Source organism: Parasphaerochaeta coccoides DSM 17374, from assembly GCF_000208385.1.
Taxonomy (GTDB): Bacteria; Spirochaetota; Spirochaetia; order Sphaerochaetales; family Sphaerochaetaceae; genus Parasphaerochaeta; species Parasphaerochaeta coccoides.
The window spans coordinates 309820-327237 of sequence record NC_015436.1; the positions used below are offsets into that span (position 1 = coordinate 309820).

Here is a 17418-nt window from a genome sequence, read left to right on the forward strand (position 1 = left end):
ATGAAAATAACCACAGGCACCCCTGTCGTACAATTCGTAGGGAGCAAAATGATAAGATGCCGTCGCTATGAACGATGCGAACGTTTAGTTTACACAGTTTAGTTTGGTTTAGTTCGCAGAAACTCGGATATGTTCGTATAGTTCGGACAGTATAGTGTTGATAAGTGACAACATATGGTATATTACTGTTAAAATAAACACTTAGATGCTTACTGTAAAAAAATGGAGGAATGCTGTAGATGGAACGAACTGTAATCTCCCTCTTGCACGAAGCCGCACAGCGGTATGGCTCACGACCTTATACGACAAAAAAGACAGATGGAGGCTGGTTTCCTTACAGCTTTGTCACGACAGACCAGGAAACTGATTATCTCGCCGCCGCGCTTCATGTCCGCTTCCCCCATCCTGAGACAACATATGCGCTTCTATCCGAAGGCCGTCCAGAATGGGTGAACTTTGAATTTGGAGCAGTGAAAGCCCGTGGCATAAGCGTTCCCTTGTCCATCAAGCTGACACCGGAGGAAATCGCCTTCCGTGTCAACCATAGTGAAGCGGCAGGCATTGCCTGTTCGCACAACACCTTGGCCAACGTTGTCAAGGCTGCCCCGTACTTTGAGAACAAGAACCTGTTGTTCATCTATCTTGATGAGACTGATGAAAACCTGTCAACCCACATGACTGGCATCGGTCGGAAAGAAGGGGAAGGATACATCACCTATTCTCGTCTGGTGGAGGAGGGCAGGAAACTACTAGCCGATGACGAAGGCATTGTCAGACGGCTTGAAACCCAGATTAAGGAAAACGATACAATCAATATCTGCTATACCAGCGGAACCACCGGAAATCCGAAAGGCATCATGCTTACCCATCTCAACTACTGGGCGAACAGCAAGGACTGCATTGATTTGTTCAAGATTCCCCATGCGACCTTTGAGACCCTGGTCGTCCTGCCTTCCGACCACTCTTTTGCTCATACGGTTGGCATCTATGCCGGAGTACGGCAGGGCATCACCCTTCATTTTGTTGATGCCAGAGGCTCCAATGCGGCAATCATCCGCAATTTCCCCAAGAACCTGCCAGAAGTCAATCCGATTTTCCTGATGAGCGTGCCGTCGATTACCGGAAATTTTATGCGGAAGATACGGCAGAACATTTCCTCCAAGGGGAAATTCATCGAAGGAATTTTTGAGAGAGGCATTGCGGCGGGCATTGTTCGCAACGGTGATGGCTTCCACAGGGCGCGAGGTTGGAGCCGCGTCAAGACATGGTTCCCCTATACCCTTGCCAATATTCTGGTTTTCTCCAAGATACGGAGCATCTTCGGCAACAGGTTCCGGTTCTTTGTCGGAGGAGGAGCCCTGCTTGAAGCAAAGCAACAGCATTTCTTTGCCGCGCTGGCAGCTCCCGTGTATCAAGGATATGGGTTGACGGAGGCTGCGCCGGTCATCTGTTCCAATACTCCTCAGCGAGTCAAGTTTGGCACTTCCGGAATGGTTGCGCCAAGCGTGACGTGCAAGATTATGAAGGAGGCCGACACCGAAGCAAAGATCGGAGAAAAGGGTGAAATCGTCATCAAGGGCGACAATGTGATGAAAGGATATTTCAAGAATCCTGAAGCCAGCGCCGAAGCCCTGCGGGACGGATGGCTCTGGACGGGCGACTTGGGATACTACGATGAAGATGGCTTCCTTGTGGTCACCGGACGGGAGAAGGCTCTGCTCATTTCCAAGGATGGGGAGAAGTATTCGCCGGAGGAAGTCGAGGAAGTGATGGTGAACAACATTGATGTGCTCAACCAGCTGATGGTCTACAATGATCATCAGGTGCTGACCACTGCGTTGGTCACGCTTCAGGATGATGTAGCCAAAGCGCTGCTCAAGGCGGAGGGGGCAGATACGGCGGAGGCGGCTCTCGAAGTGCTGGAGAAGGCACTGCGCTCTTACGAACCGAAAGCCACAGCCATTCCCAATGTCTGGTTGCCCGACCGTTTCATAATCATCCCGGACGCATTCAGCGAGGCTGACGGACTGGTAAACTCTACGATGAAGCTGGTGCGTTACAAGACAATTGAGTTCTACAAGGATCGCATAGCCGCGGCGTATGAGAGCGTCGAGGAGAACAAGAAACATAATCTTGAAGCTGTCCGCCGCCAGTTCTTTTCCTGAATCCCGGTGCGATTCACGCATTTCATGGAAAGAGCCTGTCCGTGTTTCAGACGGATGGGCTTTTTTGTTTCCTTGTTCCGCCGGGAAAAGAGGAACGATAGAAAAGAGATTGCTGCTCTAGTTTTCACTTTTGAAACAACCCTATGATTATTTGTCTTTTTTACAAAAAAATAATATTCAAATATCTATATGTATTCTATATTTGTATTCTATCATAAATTATTTTGGATAACATACATGATGTATGTGCGTGAATTGGAGATAGTGTACGTGAATCCTGTTGGGCGGGGGTTCTTCGCAACGAAGGACGCCGCAAGGGGAAGATATGAAAAGAACAATGATGTTTGCTCTGGGAGTCGCCTTGCTCCTTGTGCTGTCGTCCTGTGACCTGGAGTCATTCGGAAAGAACCTTTTTTTGGAAACCGGTCTGATTGCAGCAAACACATCTGCGACAGATGCCGCGATTGCTGAAGTGAAAAACAAAGCGGTGGTACTTGATGGAGAAGACAAGCTGAAAAACCTGACTCCAGTGGAGAAAGAACAGCTGATCAACTCTCTCGGTAAAGCCCTGACGAATGAAAACACCCAGCAGGAAAAGCTCCTTGATGAACTTAAGAAGCCGGTGCCGGAGGATATCCATGATGCGGCGAAACAAAAGTTGGAGGCGGCTATTGCCGAGCTTGACCGGATAACGGATGAGAATGTAAGAGATGCAATAAAAAGTCTCCTGCCTGAGATACCTGAAGAAGGTACGCTGACACAATCCGATGTCCTGAATATCCAGTTGCTCACTGCCATGGCAGAGTCACTCGGAACGTTAATGGGGGATGGTGGAGCGTCGTTGGATGACGCTCAGGTAGTTGCCATGGTCGGCGAAATGTCGGATATCATCACCATAATCAAGAAGACAGCTGATGCAGCTCAGGTTGATGTGCTCCAGAATGTTGATTTCGCGGTATTGTTCACACAGCTACAGGGAGTCTGAGATGAATAAGAAGATAATCATTTTTACCAGCTTGTTGGTTCTGATCTTTGTAATGCCACTTTCGGCCGCTCATCTTTCAGCAGCGACATATGAGGCGACGAGTGAGCCATTCGCCATGCACAGCCTTCGTTCGGTAAGCATGGGCGGAGCGGGTCTTGCTGTTCCCGAAAAGACTGACGGACTGTTCATCAATCCAGCCTCTCTGGGACAGAGACGATTCTTCCTCTCCATGCCGTCGGTAGCAATGACCGTATATAACGTCGCCGCAATGGAGAATGAGAATATCATTGAACGTTTTCAGGAGGCGATTGATGAGAATGATGATGCCAAGCTTCTGAATGCCATCCACTCCTATCTGGGGACGATTGGTTATGGAAAGGGAGAGATTGTCTCTACTGATGTTTCCATGTCGGTGGGATTCGGCTCCTTTGGTTTCGGCATCGTGGCACAGGAAAGGATGCACACGCTCAATGATACCGGAACGACTTCCGGTATTGACGTGATAGCTGAGCTGAACGCCGGATTCGTTGCAGGATACGGTCTGCGCATCCCCTTATCTGAATATGTTTCCCTCGATGTAGGCGCCTCCGCCAAGTTCCTCTATCGTTCCTATTCCAAAGCTATTCCGCTTCTTGAGACGGTCACAAAGTTCGTGAATGACAATGATGCGCTTGAAAAGCTGAAAGAGGAAACACCTGTGATGGGTGGATATGCCATTCCCGTTGATGTCGGGGCAACAGTGAATTTACCTTTTGGGCTGTCAGCGGGGCTTGTGGTGCGTAACCTGAACGGTGCATACAGGATGCGTGTTTTTGACAATGTCGAGACATTATTCCAGGCTCTTGATTCCGGCAGCTTGCTTAAAGATGATCCGGATTCTTTCACCGTGAAGACTCCGTGGAGTCTGGACGCAGGTTTAGCCTGGACTCCCAAAGTGGCTGGCGGGGTGTTGATGCCGACCATTGCCGTTGACCTTGCCGATATCACAGGGTTCAAGAAAGAAAAAGGGAATTTCGGCCATATGATTGCAAACCATTTGAATATCGGCGCCGAATTGAAAATCCTGAATACATTCGATCTGAGGTTTGGCTTGAACAAGGGTTATATGTCGGTTGGCGCGGGAATTGATCTTTTCGTGGCGCGTATCGATGCCACCTACTATTGGCGTGAGTTCGGACAGAAGATTGGTGACAAGCCTCTTGATGCCCTTTCTGTCCGTGTGAACCTGGGTTTCAGCCGCTGACATCTTTGTCTGCGATCCGCAGGGCAGATCTTCCTGACGGAAGGTCTGTTTTTTTCTCCAGCGGAAGGCAGGTACAAAAAAGTGAAATAAGTTCTCGATGGAGGCATGATATGGATATGGTGAAACTGATACCTGCTATAAAGAAATATGAATGGGGGACGACTGATTTTCTGCCTCTGCTTTTCGGTTTTCCTCCTGACGGACAACCATACGCCGAAGCATGGTTTGGCGCCCATGGTTCAGGGCCTGCCATAGTGAAAGGCACGGGAATCCCTCTGGACGAGTTTCTTATACGTAATCCCGCATGGCTTGGCGACGCCCATGCGAAGGCTTTCGGAAACAGGCTTCCGATGCTCCTTAAAGTGCTGTCCATACAAAAACCTTTGTCCATCCAGTGTCATCCAACTACGGAACAGGCACGGGCGGGGTTTGAGAAAGAAAAGGAACTCCATGCCACGCTGCCTCGGTCTGAATGGAACTATCAGGATGCCGAGCGTAAGGCGGAAATTCTCTGCGCGCTGACACCGGTCACCGCCATGTGTGGATTCCGTCCCTTCACGGAAGTAGACAGTATCCTTTGTAAGCTGATTCCCTTTTCCTATCGTTCGTATTTTCCCGAAGTCGTCCATCGCGCACCGCAGGTGATACGCGACAATGATGATGTAGGTGGCGATGAACTGCTTTCCCTGTTCTTCCGGAGGCTCTACACACTTGAACCTGATGCGTTGGCCTCCTGCATACGGGAGTACATGGAATCTCTCCGTGTTTCTCGTGAATTGAAGGATACAAGCGGTGATGGCCTCTTTTTAGAACCGAAGGGAATTGTGATGAATGCTGTTCGGGAATATCCCGGTGATCCCGGTCTTTTCGCTCCCTTCTTCCTCAATGTCATGCATGTGAAACCCGGACAGGCCATCTACCTGCAACCAGGGACGTTGCATGCCTATGTGAAAGGCAATGGCGTGGAGTTGATGAGCGCAAGCGACAATGTGTTGCGCGGAGGGCTGACCCACAAGAAGGTCGATGTGCAGGAGCTGATGTCCGTCATGGAAGTCAAAGGTTGGCGTCCGTCGCCTGTCCCGGTGGAAAAAGATGCCGCGGGACGGACACGGTATCTTACCCCGGCGGGCGAGTTCATGCTTTGCGAAGCATCCCAGGGAACCTATGATGTTTCAGGACGGACATCGCTGGAGCTTTTGCTCTGTACGGAAGGTTCTGCCATACTGGTTGCCGGTGGTGAGAAACTGACGTTGGGAGCAGGGGATTGCGCCTTGGTTTCTGCTGGACTTCCTTCTTATGTCTTGGATGTCACAGGCAAGGTTTTCACAGCGTCCATACCTCCTGTCGCCTGACTGACGCCTGATGTTTCATCCTCCAATGTCCCCTTGATGTCTCCCTGATGTCCTTCGGCAGGAAAAGCCGTCAGGTCACTAGCCGGATGCTTGGAATTTCCTGTATACTCGCTTTCATGGAATTTGTAGCACTTGATTTTGAAACGGCAAACGGAACACATGAGAGCGCCTGCTCCCTTGGCTTGGCGCTGATGGACGGGACAGGAAAGCTGATCGATACGTGGTATCAGCTGATAAAACCACCATCATCTTTCTTCGATCCCGCGAACATAGAGATACATGGCATCACTCCTGAGAATGTGGCAGACGCACCATCCTTTGACAAAGTATGGTCTGCGGCACGTGAATTTATCGCCGACCGTCTTGTCATTGCCCATAATGCAACTTTTGACATGACGATTCTCAAAGCAATGCTTCATTGGTACAAGATGGAAATTCCCCGCATAGGGTATGCCTGCACTCTGCGCCTGTCCCGTAAGGTATGGCCGGAGATGAACAATTACAAACTTACCACACTCTCCGAGGTGTTTGGATTTGATTATCGCGCCCATTATGCGCTGGATGATGCTGTCAACTGCGCAAAGCTGTTCTACAAGGAATGTGGTTCATCCCTTTCGTCGAGGGATGCGCTTGAACGTTTCCTGGAAAGGAACGGCCTGCCTATCCTTGATTTGGATACCGGGGAACCTTTCGCAAAGGTCGTGGTAGATGATTCCGACGGAGAGCTGGACTTATTCGGCTGAACTCTCTGATGCGCTGAAGACGGCCATCCCCTTTATGCGTATTCTTGCACAGATTACAGGGTAGGCTCCCATGAGCCAGAGTCCCATGCCTCCGTAACGCAGCCAGTCAAAGAACGCTGACGGGGGAAAGACTGATTTTAATGCCATGATGATACCCATACCCGCTGCTCCGCATATGTATCTGCCTATTTTCAGGCTCCATGGCACGTCAGTGGTATAATCAAGGACTGACCGTTCCCACGCGTATCCGAGCATGGCGGTTCCGGAGACAGCAAGAATCTTGAACAGGTCGGTGAATGCTACGGAATCAATGGCTCCCGCGCCTGTCAGGACAGCCATGGCCAGTGATATCACCGTGAGGGGAAGACCACACAGGATGCCCATGCGGATGGACCGTGCCTTGTCATCAAACAGGCGGAGTAATGCGGGGGAAAGGATGAACGTCGTACCCAGGCCGGACACAAGGCCGCCAAACACATCTATCGGCCAGTGGACGCCAAGGTATAGCCGTGAAAGTCCGACCAACACAATGGCCACCGCGCAGGTACAGGAGAGTCTTCTGTTGCGCCACAGACGGGCAAGGGAGCCATAGAAGGCTGCTCCTGCGGTCGTATGGCCGCTGGGGAAGGAGTATCCTGTGGCTGTCTCCAGTCTTCCTCCTCCGATTTCCGGCAGTACGGTGAAGGGGCGGGGAGCCCGTACCGCAGCCTTGATGATACCTGTCAGGGAAAGTGCCGCCACCACGTTGATGCACAGGACAAAGCTTTTCCGGCGGTCGGTGTTCCAGATTAAGAAGGCAACGATGGCAAAGATGATTCCTGACTCGCCAAGAAATGACGCTGCGTTTGCCACGGCGTCAAGGATCGGGGACTGGATTCGGGAGAAAAAGAGCAATATATCCGCTTGCATGGCATGGCCTCCTGATGTTCATGGTAACGGAAGCTCCGCTGTATCGCAAGGGAAGATATGAGGCCGGAAGATGTGGGGACGATGCGATGTCACTTTTTTTCTTGATGCCAGTTGACAAAACATCACAGACAAGTTACTTTAACGTCTGCAACGAGGGTGTAGCGCAGCTGGTTAGCGCGACGGCCTGTCACGCCGTAGGTCGCGGGTTCGATCCCCGTCACTCTCGCTCCTGACCGCCTTGATAATTCAGGGCGGTCTTTTTATTATGGTAATGTCAAACACAATGCACGGCATGAGTGCGGCTGTTCCTGCCTGTACCCTGTATAGGGGGAACGTGCTCTGTGAAAGCGTGCATGTGATTTATTCCATTGGATCGCAAGATCCCCCCACAAGGAGGGAATCATGAAGATACTGGTCGGCATGAGCGGAGGCATCGACTCCTCCGTAGCAGCTTGGTTGCTCAAGCAGCAAGGCTATGAGGTCATTGGCGCGACAATGAGCATCTGGAAGGAGGGGACTCCGTACAACGGCCCCGCCGGAAATAGTTGCTATCAGCCGGAAACACAGGAAGAACTGGCGGAAATCCAGGAAATCTGCCGGAAAATCGGCATTCCCCATGTAGTTGTGGACTGTCAGGACATGTATGAAGACATAGTACTCAAAAACTTCCGTGCCGAATATCTAGCCGGGAGGACGCCGAATCCTTGCGTCTGGTGCAACAGCAAGATTAAGTTCGGGGCTTTGATTGACTTTGCACGGAAAAGCGGAATTGAGTTCGATAAGTTTGCCACCGGGCATTATGCCAGGGTGGATTTTGATAAAAAAACTGGCCGGTATCGGCTGCGGCGTGCCGTTGACCTACACAAGGATCAGACATATTTCCTGCATCGCCTGACACAAGAGCAGCTTTCCAGCGTTATTTTTCCTTTGGGAGACATGCTCAAAAAGGATGTGCGGAAGATTGATGAAGAACAGGGTTTCCATGCGGTGGGGCAGGAGGAAAGCCAGGATTTCTACTGCGGCGACTATACCGACCTGCTGGGTGTCGTGCCGGGAAAGGGGAACATCATAGACCGCCAGGGAACTGTCATGGGGACTCACACTGGAGTGTGGAACTACACCATCGGCCAACGCAAGGGCTTGGGCATAGCCAGTGACAGGCCGCTGTATGTCGTTGAGCTGCGTCCGGGAAGCAATGAAGTGGTAGTGGGACATGAGGAAGATACCCTCCATACCCGCGTCGTCATTGAAGACCTCAGTTGGTCCGCCGTGGCAGCCCTTGACACTCCACGGGAGTGCGTCGCCCGTATCCGCAGTGCTTCCAATCCTCAGATGGCTATGGTTTCTCCCGGTGAAGACAATACATTGGTGATATCCTTCACAGGCGCGGTGAAGGCCGCTACTCCGGGGCAAAGCCTGGTCGTTTATGATGGTGACACCGTTCTCTGCGGAGGCATCATCTCTTCAGCTCGCTAGGGAAAATAAGGCAGAGGAGGGGATGCGGCGGAGATGAAACACGTTCTCTGCTTGAGTCCCATCCCTGATAATGATACAGTCAAGAAGACTAGATACATGAGGAGGCTCCAATGCGTGTTATCATCCAACCTGATTATGAAAACCTGTCCCTATGGGCAGCCCGATACATCGCCCGTTCGATTAAGGATTTTTCTCCGACGGCGGCCAAGCCCTATGTCTTGGGACTTCCTACGGGTTCTTCCCCCTTGGGAACATACCGTGAGTTGATTCGCCTGAACAAAGAAGGGTATGTATCCTTCAAACACGTGGTGACGTTCAACATGGATGAATACGTGGGGCTGTCCGCCGAGCATCCACAGTCCTACCACCGTTTCATGTGGGACAACCTGTTCTCACGTGTGGACATCAATCCCAAGAATGTCCATATTCTTGATGGCTTGGCGGAGGACTTGGAGCTGGAATGCGCGGCGTATGAGGCTCTTATCACCGAATCCGGCGGCATCCGCCTGTTCTTGGGCGGAATCGGCGCGGACGGGCATCTGGCGTTCAACGAGCCTTTCAGCTCGCTGTCCTCCCGTACCCGTGTGAAGACCTTGACCTATGATACCAAGGTAGCCAACAGCCGTTTCTTCGACAATGACATTTCCAAGGTACCGTCCACGGCGTTGACCGTGGGAATCAAAACTGTCTGTGATGCCCATGAGGTAGTCCTGCTTGCCAACGGGCATGCCAAGGCACGTGCCGTGCAGGCCATGGTGGAGGGCGGGGTGAGCCAGGCATGGACAGCCAGTGCGCTTCAGCTTCATCCCCGGTCAATTGTGGTGCTTGACGAACCTGCAAGTGGGGAACTCAAGGTTGATACGTGGAAGTATTTCAAGGATATAGAGGCGTTCAACCTTGATGTAGAGAACCTTCTTTAGTCATTTCTCACGTTATTTTTATTTCTCGGACGACTTCGATGAGTGCCGTGGGGTCGTCCGTCATCACGGAATCCACTCCCATGTCAAGCAACCGGCGCATCTCAGCCTTGGCGTTTATCGTCCAGACTTGGATGATTGCGCCGCGTTCATGCATGTCCCGTACGAAGGACGGCGTGATGACAGTAATCAGCCCTTGGGAAACCGGTACTTGGAATATGATTCTCCTGGGAAAAGAGCGCGGGAGCAGATGTAATTTCTGCCTGATCAGCAGCTTCAGCACTTCACTTGTGGTAACGCTTGTCTGTATCTCCGGAGCAATCATCCTGACAGCCTTGAGGTTCTCCAGGCGGAAGGATGCGGCAATGACCCGTTTCTGGGCATGGAGCTTGCGCACGACATCTACGAATGCCCGGACAATGGCGATATTGTTGCTCTTGAGATCTACATTGAACCTTTGCGAGGGCGATGCTTCCAAGGCTTCCTCCAGCGTTGCCAAGCGGATGCCTTTTTCCCTGAACGGGTAAGTATTCCCTCCGTCTTTCGTGAATGAATATCCGGCATCAAGCTCTTTCAGTTCAGCAAGATCATGTTTCTCGACGCTGCCTGTACCGTTGGTATTCCTGTCCAGCGTCGGGTCATGCCAGATGACGGGTACGCCGTCCTTGGACAAGTGGATGTCAGTCTCTATTACGTCCACTCCCATGGCGACAGCCGAGGCAAAGGCTTCCAGCGTATTCTCAGGATAATTGTGGCTGTCTCCCCTGTGCGCGACGATAACCGGCATGGGGATGAAGAAATCCTTCCATTCTTTTCCATCAGCAAGCATGACCAATCCTCCTATTGAATCGCGGGCACTATGTCTGTGTCCGGCTGTATCCGGCTGTATCCGGCGCACACATGCCCTCATTGTGCCTAGGCATCCTCCGGGGGATGTCCGTTGTTCCCGACGGGAATATTCTTGAACGGAGCTATATGGGCAAGTTTGATGAACAGGCGTTCCAGCCGTTGCATCTCTGTTTCGCTCAAGCATGCGCGGACAAAGACATCACGGAGGAAACGATGATTCCATACCCGTTCCGTTCCCTTGTAGAAGTTGATTCTCTCAAGTGTTTCTGATATTTCCCACGCTGCTTGTTCCGCCCGCTGCTGTGGTATGGGTACACCTTCCACCGGCCATGGCTTGAGCCGGTCATAAAGGCTGTAGGCTATGATTTGGACAGCTTGGGCAAGGTTCAGGGAAGGGAAGGCGTCGCTGGTCGGAATCGTCACCACAAGGGAACATTGTCCCACTTCGTCGTCGGTCAGTCCGTTGGCTTCCCGTCCGAAGACAATGGAGACCGGCCCGGCGGGTGTGGAGGAGATGCGATCAGCAAGCTGGGAGGGGTTGATGAAACTGAATTTCCTGTATTTTCCCCGTCGCCGGGTAGCCCCGACGGTTAATATGCTGGTAGCAAGGGCGCTCTCAAGGCTCTGCTCCCATACGCAGTTTTCCCAGACATCAGCCGCATGAAGGGCGAGAGTCCTGACGCGGTCATCATCATAATCCGCGCGTGTTTTTCCACCGGCTATGACCAGACGGGAAAGTCCCATTGTTTTCATGGCACGGCAGACCGAGCCGATGTTGGCGCCATCTTGAGGTTCTACGAGAACCATGCGTATGCGGTCGAGGTTTTCTTGCACATTCATTTCTAGCAGTGATAACAGATATTGAAGGTTTTTCCAAGGTCGTTTATGATGCGTTCATGGACAATTCTTTGGACAAACTGAAACGGTCGCCACGTACCTTTTTCGGTGTTTTTCTTGTAATAGTCATCCTCTTTGTCCTCAAGGTCGCCAGTGAGGTCACGTTGCCTCTTGTCACGTCTTTGTTCTTGTTCCTGCTCTGTAATCCCCTATTGGACCGGCTCGATAAATTGCGCACCCCACGTTGGCTCTCCACGCTCATTGTCATGTTGCTTCTGTTTCTTGTATTCATCGGCGCCGGCTGGTTTATGGTTTCCACCGTTGATACACTGATTCGTCATCTGCCGTCCTATGCCAATCGTTTCATCCTGATTGACAATTATGTCACCGGCAAGTTGACCGATATGCTGAACATTGACCCTGACACCACAGTCCTTGCCTTGCTGGACATCAACTGGATACAACTGGCCATGAACAGCCTGACCAGCCTGTCAGGAAAACTGATGACAGTAGCCAAGGATGCTGCGCTTATCTACATTTTCATTTTTTTCCTCCTTTTGGAAAGGCAGTCGTTGGTTCCCAAGTTGCGCGCTGCGCTTCCCACGGACAACGGCAGGCGTCTGATGATCATGCTGGAAAGAGTGAACCGTCAAGTATCTAAATATCTGGTACTCAAACTTTTCATCAGCGTAGTGACCGGCGTGATGTATTACTTTGCCGCACTGCTTACACATCTTGATTTTCCTGTTCTCTGGGGTGTCCTGGCCTGTGTGATTAATTTCATCCCTGCCATCGGTTCTGTCGTGGTGACGACCTTGGTCGTGTTGATGAGCATTCTCCAATTCTTCCCCATCTGGCCGCAGGTGATTTATGTCGCCGTCCTGATGATTTCCATTGAGATGGTGATGGGCAATATCATTGACCCACGCCTACAGGGAGTGCAATTGAACTTGAGTCCTTTCGTCATTCTGGTATCCCTGTCCCTCTGGGGTTATATCTGGGGTATCATGGGCATGCTCCTTGCCGTTCCTCTTACGTCGGTCATCCAGATTGTCTGTGCCAACGTGAAGTCTCTTCGGCCTGTAGCCATAGCCCTCAGCAGCGGCAAGACGTACAGGCGTCAGTATGACGAGAGGAAGCGGCAGGAAAAACGGGAACGGCAGGAGCGTCAGAAAGCCAAGCGGCAACGGTCAGCTTCGGTTCATAAGGCAGAAGATGATTTTTCTTCTCCCATGCAGGAACCTCCCGCTTCTCTTGAATAGGATGGTTTAACAGGATGGTTGCCATGCCTCCGGAACAATCTCTGAAACAACGACCAAAAAAGAAAGATTTGCCTCTTTTTCCGATTTTCCCTGAACTGTCAGCAGATGAAGCCAGTACGTATGCCAGTGGAGGCATAGCGTGGGACTCTCTATCTTCCGATGCTGAAAGGGATGCGGCTATTTCTCATTTCATGGGGACAGTCCTTGATTTTCGCCATCGCCATGGGAGGCACTTCCCTTGGCAGCAGACGCGTGATCCATGGCCGATCCTGCTCAGCGAGGTGATGCTCCAGCAGACCACCACCGCCCGTGTCCTGGAGAAGTACAGGCTTTTCTTGGAAATATGGCCGGACTTTCGTTCCATGGCTTCGGTTTCCCTTGTGGATTTGCTTGCTGCATGGTCAGGTTTGGGGTACAACAGGAGGGCGCTTGCTTTGCGTCAGACGGCAATCAGGAGCGAGGAATGGGGGTGGACGCTACCTGATGACCGTGAGAGTCTTCTTTCCCTGCCTGGGATAGGGGCGTCCACAGCCGCCGCCATCCGCTGTTTCTGCTATGACTTGCGTGATATCTATCTGGAGACAAATGTCCGGCGTGCTGTCCTGCACTGGTTCTTTCCTGATGAGGAAGGGGTCAAGGACAAAAGGATTGAACCAATTCTTCTCTATGCCGCCAAGAGGGTGGACGACATCCGGCAGTGGTATTACGCGCTGATGGACTACGGCGTCCTGCTTGCCCGGTTGGTTCCCAATCCCAACAGACGTAGTTCTTCCTATGCCCGTCAAACAGCATTCAAAGGTTCTGACCGAGAGATACGGGGCAGGATTATATTCATGCTGACCCACCAAGGTCCCCGTGACAAGGTTGCTCTCATGGAGGCTCTGGGCAGCAGTGATGAAGCACGTCTCCAGTCCATTCTGGATGCATTGCAGGCAGAAGGTTTCATTGAAGAACGTCCGGCTTCCATGGCTGCGGAGAATAGTCCTCTTTATGGGGTGAAGAAGTGATGATGAGGCCTGATGTCCCTCATGTCCGGGGGATGCCGCTTTTCCTGTTCTTACCCAAATCCTGCCAGAGATTGATGACCATGCCCACGATGATGAGCAATGCTCCTGTCAGAAGGTAGGGGCTGAACAGCTCATACAGCGCGGCATCGAGGATGACCGACATGATGATTTGCCCAGAGCTGAGAAGCAGGGCAGAATAAATGCTTGGTATCCGGGGAATGATGATGTTCATGGAGACCACAACTACCACGGCCAACGTTCCTCCTCCCAAGCTCAGCCAGAGAGGGTAGGAAGTAAAACGTGTCAAGGCGGTGAAGGTAGGCGTGAAGTCAGTGATGGCAAACCAGACAATGCTGGCGGCAACGCCGCTCACGACATTGTTTCGTGCGCTGAACAAGGCCCCTTTGTAGGATGCGAACAGGCTGTTGTACACCATCTGCGCCATGGTCAAAACTCCGGCCAGCATGCTTAACAGCATCCATGATATGGCAAAACTGCCTCCGGCTGCGGTCATTATCACAATGCCTGTCGCGCTGACTGCCAGTGGCAGGATTTCCCTGCGTTCCATGCGACGCTTGGGCATGCCCAGAAAACCCGTGGCATCGATTACCAAGCTCATCACGGACTGTCCGAATACCGCACTTGCCATGGCCATGGTCGTGCCGATTCTCACGATGGTGACGAAGTTGATGATGAGAATGGTCAGACCGATGATTCCCCCGAACCAGAGCCCCCATGGAGCGTGTTCCCCACGCATTGGAGCGTTGATGCCTGCTTTCCGTGGGATGAGGCGCATCATGACTGTCAGTAGGACTATGCCGGTCATCTGGTTGGCCAGCATGGAGGCGCCCATGGTCGAAGCTTCCCCGAAACATGTGTTCAAAATCACCATGACCGAGATGATCATGCCAACGAGAAAGGCTATGCACGAATAGACGAGGGTACGCATGTGGCGATAGTAACAGAAGGGTCGGGAAATGTCAGCAGGGGATGCCGCTGATACCCTTAATCCAATCCTCGGTTCCAATGGGCGGAGGAAATATGATGAAGCCGTTTCCAAGCCTTGAAACATAACGCCTGTTTGTGGATACTGGAGTGCATCCGAGCGGAGGATTTCATGAAATTAGTGTGCCTTGACCTTGAAGGAGTACTTGTCCCGGAGATATGGATCAGCTTTGCCGAGAAGACCGGCATAGAACATCTCAGGCTTACCACACGTGACATACCCGATTATGATGTGCTGATGAAGGGACGACTGGACATCTTGCGTGAGCATGGCCTGAAGCTCCGGGACATCCAAGATGTTATTTCACGCATTGACCCGCTTGAAGGGGCACTGGACTTCCTTGATGAATTGCGGGTGCGTACTCAAGTGGTCATTCTGTCAGATACATTTTCCCAGTTCGCAGGTCCCCTGATGAAGAAACTGGCATGGCCGACCCTTTTCTGCAACGAACTGGAAGTCGCCGCCGACGGCTCCATCTCCGGTTACAGGCTCCGCCAGAAAGATGGTAAAAGACATGCTGTGGAGCATTTCACCGCAATGGGATTCACCGTATTTGCCGCCGGAGATTCATACAACGACCTGGGTATGATTACCCATGCGGCGACGGGAGCGTTTTTCAGAGCTCCTCACACCATCGTGGAGGCGCATCCGGAGATTCCAGCGGTGGAAGACTATGACGGCTTCCTCACGTTGGTTGAAAAATTCCTTGCATGAACCGTCCCTGACTGTGGGAATATCATGGAATTGTGATAGCAATGGCATGAAAGGAAAAAGGAGAAAAGTGTAAATTCCTAAAAAAGACTTGACTTGAGTAGCATTGCCCCTCATCTTTATGGATGATTCTTCACGGGGGCTTCTCCGAGAGGAAGAAAGTAGCTTTCAGGTGTTAGCAACAACCCCTCGGAATAATCAGGTAACTTCTCTGGTTTCCGCTGCTACAGGAGGAATTCATATGACTGATGAAAGTGCTTTCATTGCGGAAATGGAAAAGAAACTTCTGGAGATGCATGGAGAGCTTTTGGAGGCTATTGCTTCTGGAGATGAAGATTTTCGCGGACTGGTCAATTCCATGGGCATCAAGGACAGCATTGATGTCGCGTCCGATGATATCATGATTCGCAAGATGGAAGCCTTGAACAAGCATGAGGCAAATAAACTACGTGCCGTTGAAGCAGCTTTGGCTCGCATTGGCACAGGCAAATACGGTAGATGTCTGAAATGCGGGAAAAAGATACCGGAAGAAAGACTCAAGGCCATACCCTATGCGGTGTTGTGCATCGATTGCAAGAACATGGAAGAAGGACCGGGGCGAAAGTCCTGACCTGACAGACTGCCTCCGTCCGAGGCCGTCTCACCATAGTCTCTTATTTTTTCACGTGCGTGGGATGCCCAATCCAGGGATTGTCGTTGCGCTCCTTGCCTATGGTAGTCGGGCTTCCATGTCCGGGCAGCACCCATGTCTCATCGGGGAGAAGCAGAAGCCTGACAAGGCTTTCCTGAAGCTCCTGCGGATTGCCGCCGGGTAGATCGGAACGGCCTATGCTTCCTTGAAACAAAGTGTCACCTGAGAAAAGGATGCCTTCTCTGATTCCATGAAAACAGACAGAGCCAGGGGAATGTCCCGCCGTGTGGATGACCGTCAAGGCTCCTGAGGCTACGGAGTCTCCGTCAGTGAACGTACCGGAGGCGGAGGGGAGGCTGTCGAAAGCCTCCTTGTATGACTCGTAGAAACCAGGGTCGAGCACCTTGACCAGTTCTTTCTGTTTCCGGCTGCCTTCCTGTCCTAGCCAGTCCCTTTCCATTTCATGGATGAGAATAGGAATCTCCGGCCACGCTTTGCGCAGCACGCCCAGTCCAAGCACATGATCCCAATGCGAATGTGTCAGAAGGATGCCTTTGGGCGACATCTCCAGCTTTTCAATTTCTGCTATGATTGCCAGTCCTTTAGTTCCCGGATCAATAATCCACAGCCCCGCATCATCAGGGCTGTAGAGATAACAGTTCGTGCCGTAATCAGGAGTAGCTATGAGACGGAGAAGTTTCATTCCTATTCCCTGTTGGAATAGCTGATTGCCACTGTGCGTCCGTTGATATCTATGCCATTGAGAAGCTCAATGGCTTTTTCGCAATGTTCTTCCTTCATGGCGATGAAAGTATATTTGTCGTGAATCCTGATGGACAGGATGTCTTCCCTGGTTATCCCCAACTTTTCCTGGAGAAGGACGGACAAATCCTTGGCGTGGAGCCGTTTCATCTTTCCTATATTCAGGTAAAGGGTGCGCGTCCCTTCGGGGAGAGGCTTTTGGCTGCGTTTGCCGTCGCCATCGGCTGCCGGAGAATTCCCATCTGTCGCATCCTGGCGGGGAGGGCGTGGGGTACGGGGCTGTTTCGGTCTTTCCGTGGAAGGCTTCCAACTTTTGGAGGAAGATGATGTAACCAACTCTCTCAGGAGGTAAGCGGAAAAGTAGCCTCGGAGGGTAAAGGGGACATTCCTCTTGATTAGCTTGCGCAAGGCATCAAGCGTTTCGACATTGCTGTCGCTGCGGGTCTGGGCGGCAAGTTCCTTTATTTTGCCAGCCAGGATTTCTGGGTCAAAACCGACGGATTTGTCCGTGTTGTCATACGCCATGAAAAACTCCTTAGGTACACCGGCATGCACCAGATGGA

At 51.7% G+C, this 17418-nt stretch carries 17 protein-coding genes and 1 tRNA gene; 12 read left to right on the plus strand and 6 right to left on the minus strand.

What is annotated here, in order from left to right:
• Positions 1-239 precede the first annotated feature (239 nt).
• From SPICO_RS01360 to SPICO_RS01380, 5 genes are all read left to right on the plus strand, one after another.
• On the plus strand, positions 240-2165 hold the full coding sequence (locus SPICO_RS01360) for an AMP-dependent synthetase/ligase (RefSeq protein ID WP_013738903.1): 1926 nt from the start codon (positions 240-242) through the stop codon (positions 2163-2165).
• Between the two features lie 325 nt (positions 2166-2490).
• Positions 2491-3150, plus strand: coding sequence for a hypothetical protein (locus SPICO_RS01365; RefSeq protein WP_013738904.1), 660 nt, complete (start codon positions 2491-2493; stop codon positions 3148-3150).
• Between the two features lies 1 nt (position 3151).
• Positions 3152-4393, plus strand: a complete 1242-nt coding sequence (locus SPICO_RS01370; protein ID WP_013738905.1) for a PorV/PorQ family protein — start codon at positions 3152-3154, stop codon at positions 4391-4393.
• Between the two features lie 110 nt (positions 4394-4503).
• Positions 4504-5745 carry a mannose-6-phosphate isomerase, class I gene (gene manA, locus SPICO_RS01375; protein ID WP_013738906.1) on the plus strand — a complete coding sequence of 414 codons (1242 nt, stop codon included), beginning with the start codon at positions 4504-4506 and terminating at the stop codon, positions 5743-5745.
• A gap of 116 nt (positions 5746-5861) precedes the next feature.
• On the plus strand, positions 5862-6488 hold the full coding sequence (locus SPICO_RS01380) for a 3'-5' exonuclease (RefSeq protein WP_169310036.1): 627 nt from the start codon (positions 5862-5864) through the stop codon (positions 6486-6488).
• Here SPICO_RS01380 and SPICO_RS01385 read toward each other — a convergent pair.
• Entirely contained in the window at positions 6477-7397 is a 921-nt protein-coding gene (locus tag SPICO_RS01385) for a phosphatase PAP2 family protein (protein WP_013738908.1), read from the minus strand. The two genes, SPICO_RS01380 and SPICO_RS01385, sit on opposite strands and share 12 nt — an antisense overlap.
• 152 nt (positions 7398-7549) lie before the next feature.
• On the opposite strand from SPICO_RS01385, the gene SPICO_RS01390 reads away from it, so the two are divergent.
• The 3 genes from SPICO_RS01390 to nagB all read left to right on the plus strand — a co-directional run bounded on the left by SPICO_RS01390 (position 7550) and on the right by nagB (position 9793).
• Positions 7550-7623, plus strand: a tRNA-Asp gene (locus tag SPICO_RS01390).
• Between the two features lie 176 nt (positions 7624-7799).
• Positions 7800-8873 (plus strand): tRNA 2-thiouridine(34) synthase MnmA, encoded by a 1074-nt coding sequence (mnmA, locus tag SPICO_RS01395; RefSeq protein WP_013738909.1) that lies wholly within the window; start codon positions 7800-7802, stop codon positions 8871-8873.
• 110 nt (positions 8874-8983) lie between these two features.
• Positions 8984-9793, plus strand: coding sequence for a glucosamine-6-phosphate deaminase (nagB, locus tag SPICO_RS01400; protein ID WP_013738910.1), 810 nt, complete (start codon positions 8984-8986; stop codon positions 9791-9793).
• A gap of 7 nt (positions 9794-9800) precedes the next feature.
• Here nagB and SPICO_RS01405 read toward each other — a convergent pair whose 3' ends face one another.
• Together SPICO_RS01405 and SPICO_RS01410 are read right to left on the minus strand one after the other, a co-directional pair.
• A complete protein-coding gene (locus SPICO_RS01405) occupies positions 9801-10700 on the minus strand; it encodes a glycerophosphodiester phosphodiesterase family protein (protein ID WP_245523213.1) in 900 nt (299 codons plus the stop codon).
• A 5-nt stretch (positions 10701-10705) separates the two neighbouring features.
• On the minus strand, positions 10706-11479 hold the full coding sequence (locus SPICO_RS01410; protein ID WP_013738912.1) for an RNA methyltransferase: 774 nt from the start codon (positions 11477-11479) through the stop codon (positions 10706-10708).
• A gap of 56 nt (positions 11480-11535) precedes the next feature.
• Here SPICO_RS01410 and SPICO_RS01415 point away from each other — a divergent pair, with 56 nt between their 5' ends.
• Both SPICO_RS01415 and SPICO_RS01420 read left to right on the plus strand, forming a co-directional pair.
• On the plus strand, positions 11536-12738 hold the full coding sequence (locus SPICO_RS01415; protein WP_169310037.1) for an AI-2E family transporter: 1203 nt from the start codon (positions 11536-11538) through the stop codon (positions 12736-12738).
• Positions 12739-12761: 23 nt separating this feature from the next.
• A complete protein-coding gene (locus SPICO_RS01420; protein ID WP_013738914.1) occupies positions 12762-13745 on the plus strand; it encodes an HhH-GPD family protein in 984 nt (327 codons plus the stop codon).
• Between the two features lie 19 nt (positions 13746-13764).
• Here SPICO_RS01420 and SPICO_RS01425 read toward each other — a convergent pair whose 3' ends face one another.
• Positions 13765-14817 (minus strand): DMT family transporter, encoded by a 1053-nt coding sequence (locus SPICO_RS01425; protein WP_083810383.1) that lies wholly within the window; start codon positions 14815-14817, stop codon positions 13765-13767.
• 45 nt (positions 14818-14862) lie between these two features.
• Here SPICO_RS01425 and thrH point away from each other — a divergent pair, with 45 nt between their 5' ends.
• Positions 14863-15465 (plus strand): bifunctional phosphoserine phosphatase/homoserine phosphotransferase ThrH, encoded by a 603-nt coding sequence (gene thrH, locus SPICO_RS01430; RefSeq protein ID WP_013738916.1) that lies wholly within the window; start codon positions 14863-14865, stop codon positions 15463-15465.
• Positions 15466-15703: 238 nt separating this feature from the next.
• On the plus strand, positions 15704-16072 hold the full coding sequence (locus tag SPICO_RS01435; protein WP_013738917.1) for a TraR/DksA family transcriptional regulator: 369 nt from the start codon (positions 15704-15706) through the stop codon (positions 16070-16072).
• A 43-nt stretch (positions 16073-16115) separates the two neighbouring features.
• Here the strand turns inward: SPICO_RS01435 and SPICO_RS01440 are convergent, their stop codons facing one another.
• A complete protein-coding gene (locus SPICO_RS01440) occupies positions 16116-16796 on the minus strand; it encodes an MBL fold metallo-hydrolase (protein WP_013738918.1) in 681 nt (226 codons plus the stop codon).
• Between the two features lie 2 nt (positions 16797-16798).
• Positions 16799-17380, minus strand: a complete 582-nt coding sequence (locus SPICO_RS01445; RefSeq protein ID WP_013738919.1) for a DbpA RNA binding domain-containing protein — start codon at positions 17378-17380, stop codon at positions 16799-16801.
• Between the last annotated feature and the right edge of the window lie 38 nt (positions 17381-17418).

What these genes read in the sequence shown, in the direction of transcription:
- SPICO_RS01360 (WP_013738903.1), top strand. Translation starts at nt 240, where the DNA reads ATGGAACGAACTGTAATCTCCCTCTTGCACGAAGCCGCACAGCGGTAT.
- SPICO_RS01365 (WP_013738904.1), top strand. Translation starts at nt 2,491, where the DNA reads ATGAAAAGAACAATGATGTTTGCTCTGGGAGTCGCCTTGCTCCTTGTG.
- SPICO_RS01370 (WP_013738905.1), top strand. Translation starts at nt 3,152, where the DNA reads ATGAATAAGAAGATAATCATTTTTACCAGCTTGTTGGTTCTGATCTTT.
- manA (WP_013738906.1), top strand. Translation starts at nt 4,504, where the DNA reads ATGGATATGGTGAAACTGATACCTGCTATAAAGAAATATGAATGGGGG.
- SPICO_RS01380 (WP_169310036.1), top strand. Translation starts at nt 5,862, where the DNA reads ATGGAATTTGTAGCACTTGATTTTGAAACGGCAAACGGAACACATGAG.
- SPICO_RS01385 (WP_013738908.1), bottom strand. Translation starts at nt 7,397, where the DNA reads ATGCAAGCGGATATATTGCTCTTTTTCTCCCGAATCCAGTCCCCGATC.
- mnmA (WP_013738909.1), top strand. Translation starts at nt 7,800, where the DNA reads ATGAAGATACTGGTCGGCATGAGCGGAGGCATCGACTCCTCCGTAGCA.
- nagB (WP_013738910.1), top strand. Translation starts at nt 8,984, where the DNA reads ATGCGTGTTATCATCCAACCTGATTATGAAAACCTGTCCCTATGGGCA.
- SPICO_RS01405 (WP_245523213.1), bottom strand. Translation starts at nt 10,700, where the DNA reads ATGAGGGCATGTGTGCGCCGGATACAGCCGGATACAGCCGGACACAGA.
- SPICO_RS01410 (WP_013738912.1), bottom strand. Translation starts at nt 11,479, where the DNA reads ATGAATGTGCAAGAAAACCTCGACCGCATACGCATGGTTCTCGTAGAA.
- SPICO_RS01415 (WP_169310037.1), top strand. Translation starts at nt 11,536, where the DNA reads ATGGACAATTCTTTGGACAAACTGAAACGGTCGCCACGTACCTTTTTC.
- SPICO_RS01420 (WP_013738914.1), top strand. Translation starts at nt 12,762, where the DNA reads ATGCCTCCGGAACAATCTCTGAAACAACGACCAAAAAAGAAAGATTTG.
- SPICO_RS01425 (WP_083810383.1), bottom strand. Translation starts at nt 14,817, where the DNA reads ATGTTTCAAGGCTTGGAAACGGCTTCATCATATTTCCTCCGCCCATTG.
- thrH (WP_013738916.1), top strand. Translation starts at nt 14,863, where the DNA reads ATGAAATTAGTGTGCCTTGACCTTGAAGGAGTACTTGTCCCGGAGATA.
- SPICO_RS01435 (WP_013738917.1), top strand. Translation starts at nt 15,704, where the DNA reads ATGACTGATGAAAGTGCTTTCATTGCGGAAATGGAAAAGAAACTTCTG.
- SPICO_RS01440 (WP_013738918.1), bottom strand. Translation starts at nt 16,796, where the DNA reads ATGAAACTTCTCCGTCTCATAGCTACTCCTGATTACGGCACGAACTGT.
- SPICO_RS01445 (WP_013738919.1), bottom strand. Translation starts at nt 17,380, where the DNA reads ATGGCGTATGACAACACGGACAAATCCGTCGGTTTTGACCCAGAAATC.